The following is a 17,764-nucleotide window of genomic DNA, read 5'->3' as shown; positions in this document are numbered from 1 at the left end:
GCGTGCTTACAGATGGGTGGCAGGCCGCGCAGGGGATGACCTTACTGTAGACGCTTTGAGGTCGTCTCGGGAGCCGTGGAACTCACGTTAGCCATTCGGCCGAATATCGCGCAACGCGGCGGCTGCGCACAATTCTCCTCTCAGGAAACAGCAGGGTATTCCCACGTTTTCCGGCCTCCTCGGGGGCGTGACGCGCAGCGTCAGGAACGGGACTGCCCGGTACTCGCAAGCGAATGGTTCGCCGCGTGTATCGCGTATTTGGCATGTATCTGAAGGGAGGCGGAATGGCGTTCAGAAGTTCGTTACTGGTGAAGGTGCGACGTTTTGCTGCGGGAATCGACTTGAGTCCGCAGGCGGTGAGACTGGTGGTGTTGAGTCAGCGTGTGCCCGTGGGTGGTCCCGTGCGGGTCGAGTATCTCGCAGCCGTGCCGCTTGCCGCAGGGGCCGTGGCGGGCGTCGAGATCGTGGATCGCGCGGCGGTGATCCGCGCATTGCGCGACGTGTTCGCGGAACTGCCGCGACCCTGTGCATCCAATTCTCTGCGCTGCACCATGGCACTGCCCGCTTCGGCGACGCTGATGTCGAGTGTGCCGTTGGCGCAGTTGGGCGGCGTGGATGCCGTAACGGCCGCGAGCGGCGCCTCGCTCGCGGCACTGGAGTCGGCCGTGTTGGGCGAAGCTGAGCGGATCGCGGGGATCGAGCGCCATGCGCTGGCGGTCGACTGGTTCATAGACCGCTCGCCGCGTCGCGCGGGTTCCGTGACGATCGCGTCAGCCACACGCCAGCATCTGGAGGCTCGCATCGAGTGTGCGGCGGCGGCCGGCGTGACATTGACGGCCATCGACGGCGAGCCGCACGCCGCGCTGCGCGCGCTGGTGCATACGGCCGCCCTCGAAGTGGAGCCGCACGAAACCTATGCCGCGATCTGGATCGGTGCGGACGGCGTATATGGCTGGCGCATCGCCGACGAAGCCGTCGCCGGCGAGATGCACTATCCCGCTCCCGAGCACGAAGATCTGGCTGACGCGCTGCGCGACCTTGCAGGCGGCGGCGCACTCGGCTGCGCGTTGCTCGGAGGCGAACTGGACTTGCTTGATGGGGTCGGTTTTTCTGTCGCGGATCTCGGCGATGTGCTGGGCTGCACGGTGCTGTCGTTCGAATGCGTTGCAATGGGCGACTGCGCGCGACCGTTGTCCGCCGAATTGTTGCGCGAGCCGAACTGCGTGGTGGCGTTCGGTCTCGCATTGCGCGGGGTGATGGAATGACGTGGATGAACTTGCGCATGGGGGCGGCCGGTCAAGCGGTCTGGATCGGCGGCTTCAATCTTCTGCCGTACCGGCAACGCGACGCCCGGCGCGCGCGGCGGCGCTGCCTGCTCGAATGGCTGGCCGCGGCATTACTGGGTTGCGCGGCGGTGCTGGCGGTGGCCGGCTGGCAGACCTTCGAACGTACCCGGCTGGATAGGCAGCGTGTGTCGAGCGAGCAGGAACTGGCGCGCCTTGTTACGCCGCTTGCGGAGCACGCGAGACTGCGTCACGAGGCTGATGAGCGCAGCCACCGTTACACGCGTGCGGTTGCGCTATCCGGACCGTCGATGCGTCTGCTCGATCTGCTCGACACCTTGAGCCGTGTGCCGGCGGATGACGTGATCCTGCAGCAGGTGCGGCAGCACGGGCACGAGACGGAGCTGCTTGCGACCTCGAAGGATCCTTTGGCGTCCACGCTGTGGCTCAAGCAATTGAGCACGGCGCGTGGCGTCAAGAGCGCCGAGGTCGCCGATCTGCGTCCCTTGGCGAATACCGGACGTGGCGCCGCAGCGAGCGGCGGAAGTCCGATCGAGCTTGCCGCACGCTTGCGGTGGGATGGTGCCGCTAAAGACGCGACGCCGCGGGGCGTTTCCGCGAGCCGGCAGTCACACGGGCCGGCTCGGCCAGGAGGCGCGCGATGAGCACCTTGTTTGCCCAGCATGGCGTAGGCGCGGGTGCGACGGCGCCGCTCTCGAACTGGCTGAATTGCCTGCGTGTGCCGCTTGCGGCGTGGAGCGGACGGCGCCGGCTTCTGGTCGCGGGGCTGATAGTCATGGTTGTGTTCTGTGTCGGCGCGAACGCGTGGATCTCTGCAGATCTGGCCGGCGTGCAGGCAGGCCACGCGGCTCTCTCCGCGGCTCGGCGCCAGCTCATCAAGGCGCAGCGCTCGCTCGGCGAGTTGCCTGAACTGCGTCGTGCCGTCGCGGCTATCCCAATTGGACCGGTGCCGGCAGAGTCGTGGACGCCGGCTGACGACGTGCGTCTGATCTCACTGCTGGCAGCCCGCAGCGGCGTGACTTTGCTCACTCTGGCGCCGGGCGCAGAAAACGGTGCGGGGCTGGATACGATGCGCTCGATGCGTCTGACCGCCCAGGCAGACTTCCTGCACCTGATGGTGTTTCTGCGCGGCCTGTCGGACTTGCCGCTGCTGGTCGTGCCCGAAGACGTGACAGTCAAGCGCGGTGCCGGCGACTTGCAAATCAGCGCGAACCTGCATCTGTTCCGGGCGCTGAATCCTGCGCCGGCCCACCCTGAGCTTGTCGCCGATGAAGACCTGGACGACGAGGAGGTGGTGTTCTACGACCCGTTTTCAGCGCAACCGCAACCGCAGGCGGACGGGGACGCGGTGCAGGCCGGCCTGCTGCGGCTAGCCGGTCTGTTGCGCGACCGTGCGCACGGCCTCGCCCTGCTGGAAACCGCCGATGGCGCCGCAATCGTCGAGCGAGGTCAGCGTATGGGGGACGAGCGGGTCACGGATATCGATGCGCTCAGTATCACGCTGACGAATCGTGTCGGTTTCCGCACCCTTGCTCTGACGGAGGCCTTATGAGGACGTGTGCTGAGCGCATTCGGCTGGCAACTGGCGCTGCCTGTCTGTTTGTAGGCGCGGCGCAGGCGGCGCTGCCGCCGCTTCCCGCCTTCATGCCGCCCGACAACGCGGTCGAGCGGTACGACGCAGTGCCGTTACCGAGCAACTTCCCGGTCGACGCGCCGAACCCGTTTCTCGGCTCGGACTCCGCAGACGACACGCAGGCGTCCGTGCGTCCGGAAAGCGCAATCGGCCAGGACCGCGCCGCGAGCGCCGGCATCGACGGCGCGCCACCGGACGGCGCTCAAGTCGACGGCACTCCTCCCGACGGCGTGTCGCCCCCGGCTTCGGGCGCTACGGCGAACCGGGAGCCAGCACCGGCCCATACCCTCGAAGGCCCGCCGGTGCCGCTCCCCCCGGCGCAGCACCTTGGCGACGAGTCCAACCGCTCGAGCGACGACGGCCTCGCTCCCGATAAGCCGATCTCGCTGAACTTCCAGCGCGCGGAACTAGGCGCGGTCCTGAACGCGTTCGCCCAGTTCACAGGCCTGAACATTGTCGCGAGCGACCGCGTACGCGGCACGGTGTCGCTGCGGCTCGACAAGGTGCCGTGGCGTACCGCCTTCGATACCCTGCTCGACGTCAACGGCCTCGCGATGGAGCGTCACGGCAATCTGATCTGGGTCGCGCCGCTCGCCGATCTGGCAGCGCGTGGACGACAGCGCTTCGAGGCGCACGCGCGGGTAGCGGATCTGGAGCCACTCGCAAGCCGCACGTTCGAGTTGCACTACGCGCATGCGGAAGACGTGCGGCGCTTGCTGACCGGCTCGGGAAGCCAGCGGGTGCTGTCGAAGCGCGGCGCGGCAATGGCGGATCCGCGCACCAACCTGCTGTTCGTCACAGATCTGAAAGCGCGTCTCGCGCAGATTGCCGAATTGCTGGCATCGATCGACCGGCCATCGCGCCAGGTGCTGATCGAAGCGCGGATTGTCGAAGGCGAGCAGGGCTTTTCGCGCAATCTGGGCGTGCGTCTTTCCCTCGCCACGACGGGTGAGGACGGCGGCGCGTCGACCGGACTCGCCGGCGGCAAGGACGGCAGCGTCTACGATCTGTCGGCGCGGCCTCTGCTCGGCTTTGATGCCGCAACGGCCGGCCTCACGCTGTTCGCGGCCCAGGCCACGCGGCTTCTCAACATCGAGTTGAGCGCTCTGGAAGCCGAAGGGCATGGCGAAACGGTCTCCAGCCCGCGGGTCGTGACTGCCGACCGCATGAAAGCGATCGTCGAGCAGGGTACCGAATTGCCGTATCAGGCCAAGGTCGGCCAAGGTGTCTCCGGTGTGCAGTTTCGCCGCGCCAGCCTGAAACTGGAGGTCGAGCCGCAAATCACGCCGGACGGCCGGGTGGTGCTGGACCTCGACATCGCCAAGGACAGCGTGGGCGAGCAGACCGACGCGGGCCCGGCCATCAACACCAAGCACGTGCGCACACGCGTCGAGGTGGAGGACGGCGGCACGGTGTCGATTGGCGGCATCTATGCCAGGGATGACCGGGATGATGTGACGCGGGTGCCACTCCTGGGCAAAATACCCCTTTTGGGCGCATTTTTCCGTCATCGGGCACACCGTGACCAGCGCAGCGAGCTGGTCGTTTTCATCACACCACGTGTTGTGCAGACAAATTGAGCGCCTGCCTCAGCCGCGGCCCGCAGGCTCGACAAGGCAGTCGCTTTGCCAGTAAGCTGCGGCACGAACATACCGGATTAGCCAGAGGACACCGTTGCAAGCGCGGGACGCACACGCCAATGTATTTTTTGTAGGGCTCATGGGGGCAGGCAAGACCACCGTGGGCCGCGCGGTGGCGCGCCGGCTGGATCGTCCGTTCTTCGATTCCGACCACGAAATCGAGGCGCGCACGGGCGCGCGCATCCCCGTCATCTTCGAACTCGAGGGCGAAGGAGGCTTTCGCGACCGGGAATCGCAAGTCATCAGCGACCTGACCGGCCAGCAGGACATCGTGCTGGCCACCGGCGGCGGGGCGGTATTGCGGCCGGAGAATCGCCTCGCGCTGCGCAATAACGGCCTTGTCGTCTATTTGCGCGCCAATCCGCACGATCTGTGGCTGCGCACGCGGCGCGACAAGAATCGTCCGCTGCTGCAAACCGAAGATCCCAAAGGGCGTCTGGAGGAGCTCTACGAAGTGCGCGACCCGCTCTACCGCGAGTGCGCCCATTTCGTCATCGAAACCGGCCGACCGTCGGTCAACGGCCTCGTCAACATGGTCCTCATGCAGCTCGAGATGGCCGGCGTCGCCAAACATCCTGCGTCATAATGCCAGCATGATTACCGTCAATGTCGAACTGGGCGACCGCGCCTACCCCATCCATATCGGCTCCGACCTGATCGGCCAGACTGCGCTATTCGCACCGCATATTGCCGGTTCGTCCGTCACCATCGTCACCAACACCACAGTCGAACCGCTCTATGGCGATGCACTGCGCAAGGCGCTCGCGCCGCTCGGCAAGCAGGTCTCCACGGTGGTGCTGCCGGATGGTGAGGCCCATAAGAACTGGGAAACGCTCAATCTGATCTTCGACGCGCTGCTCGGCGCGCGGGCCGATCGCAAGACCACACTGATCGCGCTGGGCGGAGGGGTGATCGGCGACATGACGGGTTTTGCCGCTGCTTGCTATATGCGCGGCGTGCCGTTCATCCAGGTGCCGACCACCTTGCTGTCGCAGGTCGATTCGTCGGTGGGCGGCAAAACCGGAATCAACCATCCGCTCGGCAAGAACATGATCGGCGCCTTCTACCAGCCGCAGGTCGTCATCGCCGACATCGGCGCGCTGCGGACGCTGCCGGCGCGTGAACTCGCAGCAGGTGTCGCCGAAATCATCAAAACCGGCGCTATTGCCGATGCGGCGTTCTTCGACTGGATCGAGGCGAATGTCGGCGCCCTGAACCGCTGCGAGCCCCAGGCGCTTGCGGAGGCGGTCAAGCGCTCGTGCGAGATCAAGGCGTCGGTGGTGGCGGCGGACGAACGTGAAAGTGGTCTGCGCGCGATCCTCAATTTTGGTCACACCTTCGGTCATGCGATCGAGGCAGGACTCGGTTACGGCGAGTGGCTGCATGGCGAGGCCGTCGGTTGCGGCATGGTGATGGCGGCCGATCTGTCGGTGCGCCTCGGCCACCTCGACGAAGCTTCGCGCAAGCGACTGGTCGAGGTAATCACGGCAGCGCATCTCCCTACCCGCGCGCCGGCGCTCGGCGAGGCTCGCTATGTCGACCTGATGCGGGTCGACAAGAAAGCCGAAGCCGGCGAGATCAAATTCATCCTGCTGAAGCGTTTCGGTGAGACGCTAATCGGCCCGGCACCCGAGCCCGCCGTACAAGCCACGTTAGCGGCCGCCATCTGAGCTGCGCCGAAGCTGTCGCTTCGCGCGGCGGCCCCGAGGGGGCATCCCACGGGAGGGCTTCCTCCGGAGCGGAAAACTTCGGGCCGCCAGGCGTTTTCGTGGAGGGAAGGGGGGCCGCCGCCACGCGTTGCGGGTGTGGTCTTTGATTCGGAGAAGCTGGTGAGCAAGACGCATGGCGAGACTTTGAATGAAGCAACCGGCGCGACGTCCGCGAGCAGCGCGCCGGCCTTTCCTGTCACCCCCACCGTTGCCGCCCTCGAAGCGCATCTCGCGCCGTATGCGGCCCATGCGTCGCAATCCCGCGGTCGCCGCCACGCCGAAGCGCCGCCCAGCGCGCGCACCGAGTTCCAGCGTGATCGCGACCGGATTGTCCATTCCACCGCGTTCCGGCGCCTCGAATACAAAACCCAGGTGTTCGTGAACCACGAGGGCGATCTGTTTCGCACCCGTCTCACGCACAGTCTCGAAGTTGCGCAGATCGCGCGTTCGGTGGCTCGCAACCTGCGTGTCAACGAGGATCTGGTCGAAGCCATTTCGCTCGCCCACGATCTCGGCCATACGCCGTTCGGCCATGCCGGACAGGACGCGCTCAACGAACGCATGCGCGAGCATGGCGGCTTCGAGCACAACCTGCAGAGCCTTGCCGTAGTCGACGATCTCGAAGAGCACTATGGGGCGTTCAACGGCCTCAATCTGTGTTTCGAAACGCGCGAAGGCATCCTGAAGCATTGCTCACGGGAAAACGCGCGACGCCTTGGCCCCCTCGGCGAACGCTTTCTGGAAGGGCGGCAGCCGTCCATCGAGGCTCAGATCGCCAATCTCGCCGATGAGATTGCGTACAACAATCACGACGTCGACGACGGACTGCGCTCGGGACTGATCACGGTCGCGCAACTGGCCGAAGTCGAACTCTGGCAGGTGCATTTCGAAGCTGCGCGCCGCGACTATCCGCACATCGAAGGGCGCAGGCTGATTCACGAAACGGTGCGGCGCATCATCAATACGCTGATCGTCGACCTGATCGAAACCACGACCGGCAATCTGATCCAGCACGCGCCGGCTTCGCTTGATGCCGTGCGCGCGGCGCCGCCGCTCGTTGCCCATAGCGAGACGGTGGCCGCGCAGGCGGCGGTGCTCAAGCGGTTCCTGCTCAAGAATCTGTACCGGCACTATCGCGTGATGCGCATGGCGAACAAGGCGCGCCGCGTGGTGTTCGGCCTGTTCGACGCGTTCACCGATGATCCGCGGCTGCTGCCGCCTTCGTACCAGTCGCCGGATGCGGCGATCCAGCCGCGCCTGATTGCCCACTACATTGCGGGCATGACCGACCGTTACGCGCTCAAGGAATACCAGCGCCTGTTCGTGATCGCCGACAACTAGGCCTGGAACGGGGCCGGCAGCGGGTGAGCCGCGCAGAGCGAGTTCGTGCGCGCAATGCGCAACTAACATGCGCCGGCGAAGTACCGTTACGCCGGCGCGCCCCGCCCCGCCTCGATTACCCGGCCCTTCCCATTACCCGGGCAAGGATTTCAACCTTAGCGTGTGGTTCAGCGGGCCCGGGCCAGCAACGCGCCGGCAATCAGCGCAACGCCGCCGACGATAGCAAGGGTTTGCCACGGGTTTTCACGCACGAAGTTGTCGGCGTCCGCGAGCGCGATTTCGGCGCGTTGGCGTACGGCGTCGCGGGTTTCGTTCAGGCGCTCGCGGGCGATGTCGAGACGCTTCTGCAACTGTGCGCGCAGGGCCACCGCGTCGGCCTGGGTGCCGTCGGCCAAGGTGTCTTCGAGTTCCGTCATCAGTGAGCGCAGTTCGGTTGCGATGTCTTCGGCCGCATGGCGGCTGCGGCGCGCAATACGGCGTGCACGGCGGCTCGTCGTCGTCCAGGATTCGCCGAGGGCGTCTCGCGTGTTCGGTAGTGCAGTCATGGTCGCTCCGTCGTTGATGAGTCAAAGGATTGAGTCAAAGAGATCCGCTTGAATCGGGCTGGAAACCCGCTACCACGCAACTTCGATGCCTAACCCCCCGGCGGCGTTCCGCACGGCGGACCACGCCTTTTGCCGAAGCACAATTTGCCTGACGGGTGCGCCGTCGCCAGTCAAATTTACAATGAGGCGTGCCGTGCCGCCGTGCGCACAGGCGCTATGTGGGGCAGACAAAAGAAAATGCCGTCATGATCGCATGACGGCATTGTTCAAGCCCCCAAAACTCGTCTACCCTTAGTCCTAAGTGTCAGAAGCGATAACCGATGCTCACGTAGCTGACGATCGGGTTCAGCCTGATCTTCGTCTGCGACTGGACGTTGAGCACGCCGACCGGGGTCGTGGCGGCAGTGTTCAGTTTCGCGGTGGTGCTGAGCGGTATGTACGAGAGCGAGAAACCGGCGAACCAGTGCTGGTCGATTGCGAAGGTGAAGCCCCCATTAAACACCGGCTCCCAAGAACTATCCGTGGATACGGTGGTCGGACCATGCAGTACCTGTTGTTCGAACACGCTGTTGGTGATTTCTGCGTTGGTGAACGAGACGTACGTGACACCCAAGCCCAGGTAAGGACGGAACCGCGATTGCGCACTCATGAAGTAGTACTTGAACAGCAGCGTGGGGCTCCACTGCTTGGCGTCACCGAGCTTGCCGTATTGCGAGAAAGCACCCGTGCCGTCCAGACTGAACTTCGGCGGGATGCCAACCACGAATTCGGTTGCAATGTGATCGGTGACGAAGTAACCGGCGGCGAGGCCCAAGGTGTCTGCGCTATCGAGGCTAGCCCCTGTATTTGGCAGAGTGACATTGACGGGTGAACCGCCAACGCTTGTCTCCTTCAACGGATCGCTACTGGACTGAGGTGCAAGATGCAACCAGCCGCTCGTGACGTAAAAGGTTCCAGCCGATTGAGCGTGGGCTGCCGTCATGCAGGCGAGCGCCGCGATCCCCGTCATGGCCTGTTTTAATTTCATATATGTGCTCCTCCATAAAAGGCCCGCTCATTATGACTACAACGTTTGAAACAAACCATACGCGGCGGTTAGAGCTTTCTCCCTAAGCTCCGCGCGGTTTTCGGCTCAGCCGCTTCGCACCGAATCGTACGGGCGTTCGGCTTTTTTGGACCTTCGGGTATATACCAACGCGACTATTGGATACTCCAGCATGGCACGGCTCGCACGTCTTTATGTCCCCGACCAGCCGCAACACGTCATCCTGCGCGGGCTCGATCAGCAGCCCGCATTTGTCGACGACCAGGATTACGAACTCTTCATCGATTGCCTGAAGGCGGCTTCCCGCGACCACCACCTGTCGATTCACGCGTATGCGTTGATGCCAGGCGCGGTGCAACTGCTCGTCACGCCGACGGAGGAGTCCAGCTTGCCCAAGGCAATGCAAGCGGTCGGCCGTCGCTACGTGGCGCACTTCAACCGGCGCTACGCGCGGCGCGGCACTTTATGGGAGGGGCGCTACCGGGCAACGGTGATCGAGGGTGAGCGCTATTTCCTGCTGGCGAGCCGGGTGGTCGAGATGTGTCCGGTGCGCGGCCAACTGGTTAGCGCGCCGGAAGACTACCGCTGGTCGAGCTACCGGCACCACATTGGACTCACGCTCGACAGCCTGATCACCGATCACCCGCTGTACTGGTCGCTTGGCAATACGCCGTTCGAGCGGCAGCGCGCGTATCGCGAACTGTGCGAGCAGCCGCTCGACGAGCGCGAAGCCAGCCAACTGCAGCAGGCCACGCTCAAAGGCTGGGTGCTCGGCAGCGACACTTACCGCGAGTGGGCGGCGCGGGCGGCCAACCGCCGGGTCTCGCCGTTGCCGCGCGGGCGGCCCCGCAAGGTCCGGGAAACGCCGCAGACCCAATAAGTCGTTTCGCTTCAACGGCCTGCGCAAGGAACGGCATCTCCGGATGCCGTTTTATTTGCACCTTTTTGATGTGTCACCAATAAAATTAAGGTGCGATGCACCAACCTGATAATAGGGGACTTATCATCACGTTTTATTTGCTATTCCATTGATTCGTCGCGTATATTCCGAATTCCGGCTGTTTCGACGCGGATTGCGTCGAGGCCGGCTGCGCGGTTGCAGTGTGACTGCGGGCAATAACAAAACGGTTTAACGGCCTTCCCCGGCCCCCTTTCAGACGGTGTCCCCATGAACGATCACCAGCAACCGGTCTCCTCGGTTCCCGCCGAGCAAGGTCTCTATGACCCGCAAAACGAGCATGACGCCTGCGGCGTCGGCTTCGTTGCTCATATCAAGGGCAAGAAAAGTCACGAGATCATTGAGCAGGGACTGAAGATTCTCGAGAACCTCGACCACCGGGGCGCCGTTGGCGCCGATCCGTTGATGGGCGACGGCGCGGGCATCCTGATCCAGATTCCGGATGGCTTCTATCGCGAGGAAATGGCCAAGCAGGGCGTGACGTTGCCGCCGAACGGCGAATACGGCGTCGGCATGATTTTCCTACCGAAGGAGCACGCGTCGCGTCTCGCCTGCGAACAGGAACTCGAGCGGACGGTGAAGGCCGAGGGTCAGGTGGTGCTCGGCTGGCGCGACGTGCCGGTCGACCACTCCATGCCGATTTCGCCCACCGTCAAGGCGAGCGAGCCGCTGATCCGCCAGATATTCATCGGCCGCGGCAAGGACATCATGGTGACCGACGCGCTCGAGCGGAAGCTGTACGTGATCCGCAAGACGGCGAGCCACCGCATCCAGGCGCTCAAGCTCAAGCACGGCAAGGAATACTTCGTGCCGTCCATGTCGGCGCGCACGGTGGTCTACAAGGGGCTGCTGCTGGCCGGCCAGGTCGGCGTGTACTACCGCGACCTGCAGGACGAGCGCACCATTTCGGCGCTGGCGCTGGTGCACCAGCGTTTCTCGACCAACACGTTCCCGGCGTGGGAATTGGCTCACCCGTACCGGATGATCGCCCACAACGGCGAAATCAACACGGTGAAGGGCAACGTCAACTGGCTGAACGCCCGCACCGGCGCGATCGCGAGCCATGTGCTCGGCGACGACCTGCCCAAGCTGTGGCCGCTGATCTACCCGGGCCAATCGGACACCGCCTCGTTCGACAACTGTCTCGAACTGCTGGTGATGGCCGGCTACCCGCTCGTCCACGCGGTGATGATGATGATCCCGGAAGCATGGGAACAGCACACGCTGATGGACGACAACCGCCGCGCGTTCTACGAATACCACGCCGCCATGATGGAGCCGTGGGACGGCCCCGCCGCGATCGCCTTCACCGACGGCCGTCAGATCGGCGCGACGCTCGACCGCAACGGCCTGCGCCCGGCGCGCTACATCATTACAGACGACGACCTGGTCATCATGGCGTCGGAGGCCGGCGTGCTGCCTATTCCCGAGTCGAAGATCGTCAAGAAGTGGCGTCTGCAGCCGGGCAAGATGTTCCTGATCGACATGGAACACGGCCGCATCATCGACGACAAGGAACTCAAGGACAACCTCGCTAACGCCAAGCCGTATAAGAGCTGGATCGACGCGGTGCGGATCAAGCTCGACGAGATCGAGCCGAGCGCCGAAGACGTCGTGACGGAGCGCCGCGAAGCCGCCGCCTTGCTGGACCGTCAGCAGGCCTTCGGCTATACGCAGGAAGATCTCAAGTTCCTGATGGCGCCGATGGCGCAAGCCGGCGAAGAAGCGGTCGGTTCGATGGGCAACGACTCGCCGCTGGCGGTCATGTCCAACAAGAACAAGACGCTCTATCACTACTTCAAGCAGTTGTTCGCCCAGGTGACGAACCCGCCGATCGACCCGATCCGCGAAAACATGGTGATGTCGCTGGTGTCGTTCGTCGGTCCGAAGCCGAACCTGCTGGACACGAACAACATCAACCCGCCGATGCGTCTCGAAGTGTCGCAGCCGGTGCTCGATTTCCGCGACATCGCCAAGATCCGCGCCATTGATCAATACACGGGCGGCAAGTTCAGCTCCTATGAACTGAACATCTGCTATCCGGTCGCCTGGGGCAAGGAAGGCATCGAGGCACGTCTGGCGTCGCTGTGCGCAGAAGCCGTCGATGCGGTGAAGTCCGGCTACAACATGCTGATCGTCTCCGACCGCCGCACCGACCGCGACAACGTCGCGATCCCGGCGCTGCTGGCGACGGCCGCCATCCACACGCATCTGGTGCAGCACGGCCTGCGCACGAGCGCGGGTCTGGTCGTCGAAACCGGCTCGGCGCGTGAGACGCACCACTTCGCGCTGCTCGCGGGCTACGGCGCAGAAGCCGTGCACCCGTACCTCGCAATGGAAACGCTCGCGCAGATGGCGCAAGGTCTGAAGGGCGACCTGTCGGCGGAGAAGGCGGTCTACAACTTCACCAAGGCAGTCGGCAAGGGCCTGCAGAAGGTCATGTCGAAGATGGGCATCTCGACCTACATGTCGTATACGGGCGCGCAGATCTTCGAAGCGGTCGGCCTCGCGGAAGACCTGGTCTCGAAGTACTTCAAGGGCACGTCGTCGAAGGTGGGCGGCATCGGCCTGTTCGAAGTCGCAGAGGAAGCGATCCGCCTGCATCGCGAAGCCTTCGGCGACAACCCGGTGCTGGCCACGATGCTCGACGCGGGCGGCGAGTACGCTTACCGCGTACGCGGCGAAGAACATATGTGGACGCCGGATGCGATCGCCAAGCTGCAACACTCGGCGCGCAGCAACTCGTACCAGACGTACAAGGAATACGCACACCTGATTAACGATCAGACGAAGCGTCACATGACGTTCCGCGGCCTGTTCGAGTTCAAGTTCGACCCGACCCGGGCGATCCCGCTCGACGAAGTCGAGTCCGCGAAGGAAATCGTCAAGCGCTTTGCGACGGGTGCGATGTCGCTGGGTTCGATCTCGACCGAAGCCCACGCCACGCTGGCGGTGGCGATGAATCGCATCGGCGGCAAGTCGAACACCGGTGAGGGCGGCGAAGATGCCAACCGCTATCGCAATGAATTGCGCGGCATCCCGATCAAGAACGGCGACACCATGAAGTCGGTGATCGGCGACGAAGTCATCGTCGACATTCCGCTGAAGGAAGGCGATTCGCTGCGCTCGAGGATCAAGCAGGTGGCGTCGGGCCGCTTCGGCGTCACGGCGGAGTACCTGTCGTCGGCCGACCAGATCCAGATCAAGATGGCGCAGGGCGCGAAGCCGGGCGAAGGCGGCCAGTTGCCGGGTCACAAGGTGTCCGATTACATCGGCAAGCTGCGTTATTCGGTGCCGGGTGTCGGCCTGATTTCGCCGCCGCCGCACCATGACATCTATTCGATCGAAGATCTGGCGCAACTGATCCACGATCTGAAGAACGCGAATTCGGCCGCCAGTATCTCGGTCAAGCTCGTGTCCGAATCGGGCGTCGGCACGGTGGCAGCCGGTGTCGCGAAGGCGAAGGCCGATCACGTCGTGATCGCCGGTCATGACGGCGGCACGGGCGCTTCGCCGCTGTCGTCGCTCAAGCACGCCGGCACGCCGTGGGAACTGGGTCTGGCCGAAACGCAGCAAACCTTGGTACTGAACCAGTTGCGCGGTCGGATCCGCGTGCAGGCCGACGGTCAGATGAAGACCGGCCGCGACGTCGTGATCGGCGCGCTGCTCGGCGCGGATGAATTCGGCTTCGCAACGGCGCCGCTCGTCGTCGAAGGCTGCATCATGATGCGCAAGTGTCATCTGAACACCTGCCCGGTTGGCGTTGCGACGCAAGATCCGGTGCTGCGTGCGAAGTTCCAGGGCCAGCCGGAACACGTCGTCAACTTCTTCTTCTTCGTTGCGGAAGAAGTGCGCGAAATCATGGCGCAACTGGGCGTGCGCAAGTTCGACGACCTGATCGGCCATGCCGAACTGCTCGATATGAAGAAGGGCATCGAGCATTGGAAGGCGAAGGGTCTCGACTTCTCGCGCGTGTTCTACCAGCCGCCGGTTGCGGTGGAAGTGGCGCGCAAGCACGTCGACGTGCAGGACCACGGTCTCGACAAGGCGCTCGACCACACGCTGATCGAGAAGGCGAAGGCTGCCATCGAGAAGGGCGAGCACGTCTCGTTCATCCAGCCGGTGCGCAACGTGAACCGTACGGTCGGCGCCATGCTGTCCGGCCTGATCGCGAAGAAGTACGGCCATGACGGCTTGCCTGACGACGCGATTCATATCCAGTTGAAGGGCACCGCGGGCCAGAGCTTCGGCGCGTTCCTCGCCAAGGGCGTGACGCTGGATCTGGTCGGCGACGGCAACGACTACGTCGGCAAGGGCCTGTCGGGCGGTCGGATCATCATTCGTCCGACTAATGATTTCCGCGGCAAGTCGGAAGAGAACATCATCTGCGGCAACACGGTGATGTACGGCGCGATCGAAGGCGAATCGTTCTTCCGCGGTGTCGCAGGCGAGCGTTTCTGCGTGCGTAACTCGGGTGCGACGGCGGTTGTCGAAGGCACGGGCGACCACGGTTGCGAGTACATGACGGGCGGCACGGTCGTGGTGCTCGGCGAAACTGGCCGTAACTTCGCGGCCGGCATGTCGGGCGGTATCGCTTATGTGTACGACCCGGACAACACGTTTGCCGGCAAGTGCAACAAGTCGATGGTCGCGCTCGACCCGGTGCTGCAGCAGGCCGAACAGGAGCGCACGGTCGACAAGGGCTTGTGGCACGCCAACGAGACGGACGAAGTGCTGCTCAAGGGGCTCATCGAACGTCACTTCCAGTTCACCGGCTCGCCGCGAGCGAAGGCGCTGCTCGAAAACTGGGACGCCTCGCGCCGTCAGTTCGTGAAGGTGTTCCCGACGGAATACAAGCGCGCACTGGGCGAACTGGCTGCCAAAAAGGCGAACAAGGAAGTGCTCGCCGCATAACGGGCAGCCGGAGACGGTAGATACCCATTAGCTGTGCCCGCCGCCCTCGTGTGCGGCGGGCGCCGATCCCCCCACCTGTACAGATAGATAAGAGAACCACATGGGCAAGGCAACCGGTTTTCTCGAGTTCGAGCGCCGCCACGAGGCGTACGAAGCTCCGCTCACGCGTGTGAAGCACTACAAGGAATTCGTCGCGGCGCTGTCCGACGAAGACGCGAAGATTCAAGGCGCGCGTTGCATGGACTGCGGCATTCCGTTTTGCAATAACGGCTGCCCGGTGAACAACATCATCCCGGACTTCAACGACCTGGTGTTCCATCAGGACTGGAAGAACGCCATCGAAGTGCTGCACTCCACCAACAACTTCCCGGAGTTCACCGGCCGCATCTGTCCGGCGCCGTGCGAAGCGGCGTGCACGCTCGGGATCAACGACGACCCGGTCGGCATCAAGTCGATCGAGCACGCGATCATCGACAAGGCGTGGGCGGAAGGCTGGGTCGCGCCGCTGCCGTCGAAGCACAAGACCGGCAAGAAGGTCGCGGTCGTCGGTTCAGGCCCCGCTGGCCTCGCGGTCGCGCAGCAGCTCGCGCGTGCGGGGCACGATGTGACGGTGTTCGAAAAGAACGACCGCATCGGCGGCCTGCTGCGTTACGGCATCCCTGATTTCAAGCTGGAAAAGTGGCTGATCGACCGCCGCATGCGTCAGATGGAAGCCGAAGGCGTGACGTTCCGCGCCAACGTGTTCATCGGCAAGGATCCGCTGCCGGCGCATATCGGCAGCACCGCGAAGGAAACCATCACGCCGGCCGAGCTGAAAGAGCAGTTCGACGCGGTGGTGCTGTCGGGCGGCTCGGAAACGCCGCGCGACTTGCCGGTGCCGGGCCGCGAGCTGGAAGGCATTTACTACGCGATGGAATTCCTGCCGCAGCAGAACAAGGTCAACGCGGGCGACAAGCTGGCCGACCAACTGGTAGCGAAGGGCAAGCACGTCGTTGTGATCGGCGGCGGCGACACGGGTTCCGACTGCGTGGGCACCTCGAACCGGCACGGCGCGAAGAGCGTGACGCAGTTCGAATTGCTGCCGCAACCGCCGGAAGAAGAGAACAAGCCGCTCGTGTGGCCGTACTGGCCGATCAAGCTGCGCACATCCTCCTCGCACGAGGAAGGCTGCGAGCGCGACTGGGCGGTGGCGACGAAGCGTTTCGAGGGCAAGAACGGCAAGGTCGAGAAGCTGATTGCGGTGCGTGTCGAATGGAAGGACGGCAAGATGCAGGAAGTGCCGGGCTCCGAATTCGAAATGAAGGCCGACCTGGTGCTGCTGGCGATGGGCTTTACGCAGCCGGTCTCACCGATCCTCGAGGCGTTCGGCGTGGACAAGGACGCACGCGGCAACGTGCGCTCCTCGACGGAAGGCGACAAGGCGTACTACACGTCCGTGGACAAGGTGTTCACGGCGGGCGACATGCGCCGCGGGCAATCGCTGGTAGTGTGGGCGATCCGCGAAGGGCGCCAGTGCGCGCGTTCGGTGGACGCCTACCTGATGGGCCATTCGGAACTGCCGCGCTAAATCTTTGGCTGGCCGGCGTCCAGGAGACGAGAGGCCGGCAACGATTTGCAGGAAGAGGTGGAGACGACAAGGCCGTACCCAAAGCCGGGCACCCGCAAGGGTGACCCGGCTTTTCAATTGGCGGACGCAAGTGAGGCGGGGCGGAGATAATGTGATGTAGAGGTGGTGGAACTGCACTCGCCAGCGGCGGCAAATACCGGCAAATGATGCTGGACCATGCCATGAACGACGTGGCCTGCGAAACTGGCAAGAACCTTGCCGCCGCCGTCACCTGGCGCACCTTTGCGGACACGAGACTGGATGTATGGTGAGTCCACGCAATGCTCCTGCGCGAGCGGAGTTTCAACCAGGGATGGTGACAAACGATGCCGGCAACGGATTCAGAGGCGATAGACGGATGGCAACGCTGCTTTATCGCGTTGGCGCCGGATGTCGAGACGCGCGACGCGCTTGGCGCGATTTCGGTTTCGACGAACGCACGCCGGGTGCCTTACGAACAACTGCATCTAACGGTAACGTTCATTGGTGCCTTGACGGTCGAGCAGGGCGGCGCGCTCGCAGAGGCACTGGCTGAACATAGCGTGCCGCTGGCACCCACGGAGGTGACGCGCATAGAACACTGGCCGAGCGCGGCGCACCCGCGCCTGACGGTAGCGACGTTGGCAATGACCGACGAGTTCGTAAAACTTGACTGGCAGGTACGATCGCTGATGATCGAACATGGCTTACCAGTCGACGCGCGGGCGTTCAGACCGCACATAACACTGGCGCGCTTCGCCCGCGACGCGGGGCCAGCCGGGCACGCGGCGCATACGCCGCCGAACCTGCTGGCAGGTTTCGAATCACTGATCCTATATTCGAGCACACTGGCAAGACACGGCGCACGCTACCGCGCCCTGGCAACCACTTCGTTACGGTGAGGAATAGCACCTCGCACAGACGACAAAAAACCGCCGGAGCCAACCCGGTGTACCCAACCGCCATGCACGAAGTGCGTGGGCGGGATGAATGAGCCCTGTGTCACTAACGGTTGCGGCGCGAGTGCAGGTCTTCGTGCGGACCACTCCGGTTTGAAGTTAGTGGGGGACACCTACGAGCTAGCGGTGTG

General features: G+C 63.9%; 13 protein-coding genes. 11 read left to right on the top strand and 2 right to left on the bottom strand.

Annotation, left to right across the window (positions count from 1 at the left end; translation table 11 throughout):
- The first annotated feature begins 284 nt into the window (after window positions 1-284).
- The 7 genes from pilM (at window position 285) to AC1ECK_RS34625 (ending at window position 7,627) form a co-directional block, all read left to right on the top strand.
- Window positions 285-1,265 carry a pilus assembly protein PilM gene (gene pilM / locus AC1ECK_RS34655; RefSeq protein ID WP_480327503.1) on the top strand — a complete coding sequence of 327 codons (981 nt, stop codon included), beginning with the start codon at window positions 285-287 and terminating at the stop codon, window positions 1,263-1,265.
- Window positions 1,262-1,948: a fimbrial assembly protein gene (locus AC1ECK_RS34650; RefSeq protein WP_480327501.1), complete on the top strand. Its 687-nt coding sequence runs from the start codon at window positions 1,262-1,264 to the stop codon at window positions 1,946-1,948. Before pilM ends, AC1ECK_RS34650 begins: the two co-directional genes overlap by 4 nt.
- The gene (locus tag AC1ECK_RS34645) at window positions 1,945-2,856 is read left to right on the top strand and encodes a hypothetical protein (RefSeq protein WP_480327499.1); all 912 of its coding nucleotides are present in this window, start codon (window positions 1,945-1,947) and stop codon (window positions 2,854-2,856) included. The genes AC1ECK_RS34650 and AC1ECK_RS34645 overlap by 4 nt, the downstream gene beginning before the upstream one ends.
- Window positions 2,853-4,517 (top strand): type IV pilus secretin PilQ, encoded by a 1,665-nt coding sequence (locus AC1ECK_RS34640; protein WP_480327497.1) that lies wholly within the window; start codon window positions 2,853-2,855, stop codon window positions 4,515-4,517. Before AC1ECK_RS34645 ends, AC1ECK_RS34640 begins: the two co-directional genes overlap by 4 nt.
- Before the next feature lie 94 nt (window positions 4,518-4,611).
- Entirely contained in the window at window positions 4,612-5,163 is a 552-nt protein-coding gene (locus tag AC1ECK_RS34635) for a shikimate kinase (RefSeq protein ID WP_137955848.1), read from the top strand.
- Window positions 5,164-5,170: 7 nt separating this feature from the next.
- Window positions 5,171-6,247, top strand: coding sequence for a 3-dehydroquinate synthase (gene aroB, locus AC1ECK_RS34630; protein ID WP_480327494.1), 1,077 nt, complete (start codon window positions 5,171-5,173; stop codon window positions 6,245-6,247).
- Between the two features lie 183 nt (window positions 6,248-6,430).
- Window positions 6,431-7,627 carry a deoxyguanosinetriphosphate triphosphohydrolase gene (locus tag AC1ECK_RS34625; protein ID WP_480327557.1) on the top strand — a complete coding sequence of 399 codons (1,197 nt, stop codon included), beginning with the start codon at window positions 6,431-6,433 and terminating at the stop codon, window positions 7,625-7,627.
- A gap of 167 nt (window positions 7,628-7,794) precedes the next feature.
- Here AC1ECK_RS34625 and AC1ECK_RS34620 read toward each other — a convergent pair whose 3' ends face one another.
- Window positions 7,795-8,172 (bottom strand): ElaB/YgaM/YqjD family protein, encoded by a 378-nt coding sequence (locus tag AC1ECK_RS34620; RefSeq protein WP_480327492.1) that lies wholly within the window; start codon window positions 8,170-8,172, stop codon window positions 7,795-7,797.
- A 304-nt stretch (window positions 8,173-8,476) separates the two neighbouring features.
- The gene (locus tag AC1ECK_RS34615) at window positions 8,477-9,199 is read right to left on the bottom strand and encodes an OmpW/AlkL family protein (RefSeq protein WP_480327490.1); all 723 of its coding nucleotides are present in this window, start codon (window positions 9,197-9,199) and stop codon (window positions 8,477-8,479) included.
- A gap of 190 nt (window positions 9,200-9,389) precedes the next feature.
- On the opposite strand from AC1ECK_RS34615, the gene AC1ECK_RS34610 reads away from it, so the two are divergent.
- The 4 genes from AC1ECK_RS34610 to thpR all read left to right on the top strand — a co-directional run bounded on the left by AC1ECK_RS34610 (window position 9,390) and on the right by thpR (window position 17,576).
- Window positions 9,390-10,097: a transposase gene (locus AC1ECK_RS34610; protein WP_090695838.1), complete on the top strand. Its 708-nt coding sequence runs from the start codon at window positions 9,390-9,392 to the stop codon at window positions 10,095-10,097.
- Window positions 10,098-10,385: 288 nt separating this feature from the next.
- A complete protein-coding gene (locus AC1ECK_RS34605) occupies window positions 10,386-15,089 on the top strand; it encodes a glutamate synthase-related protein (protein ID WP_480327488.1) in 4,704 nt (1,567 codons plus the stop codon).
- 100 nt (window positions 15,090-15,189) lie between these two features.
- Window positions 15,190-16,656, top strand: a complete 1,467-nt coding sequence (locus AC1ECK_RS34600; RefSeq protein WP_480327486.1) for a glutamate synthase subunit beta — start codon at window positions 15,190-15,192, stop codon at window positions 16,654-16,656.
- A gap of 365 nt (window positions 16,657-17,021) precedes the next feature.
- A complete protein-coding gene (thpR, locus tag AC1ECK_RS34595; protein WP_480327484.1) occupies window positions 17,022-17,576 on the top strand; it encodes an RNA 2',3'-cyclic phosphodiesterase in 555 nt (184 codons plus the stop codon).
- Window positions 17,577-17,764: the final 188 nt, after the last annotated feature.

This window comes from Paraburkholderia sp. SSBN10T (genome assembly GCF_056619545.1).
The sequence above is the reverse complement of the archived record's forward strand: the minus strand, read 5'-3'. Positions and strand labels throughout refer to the sequence as shown.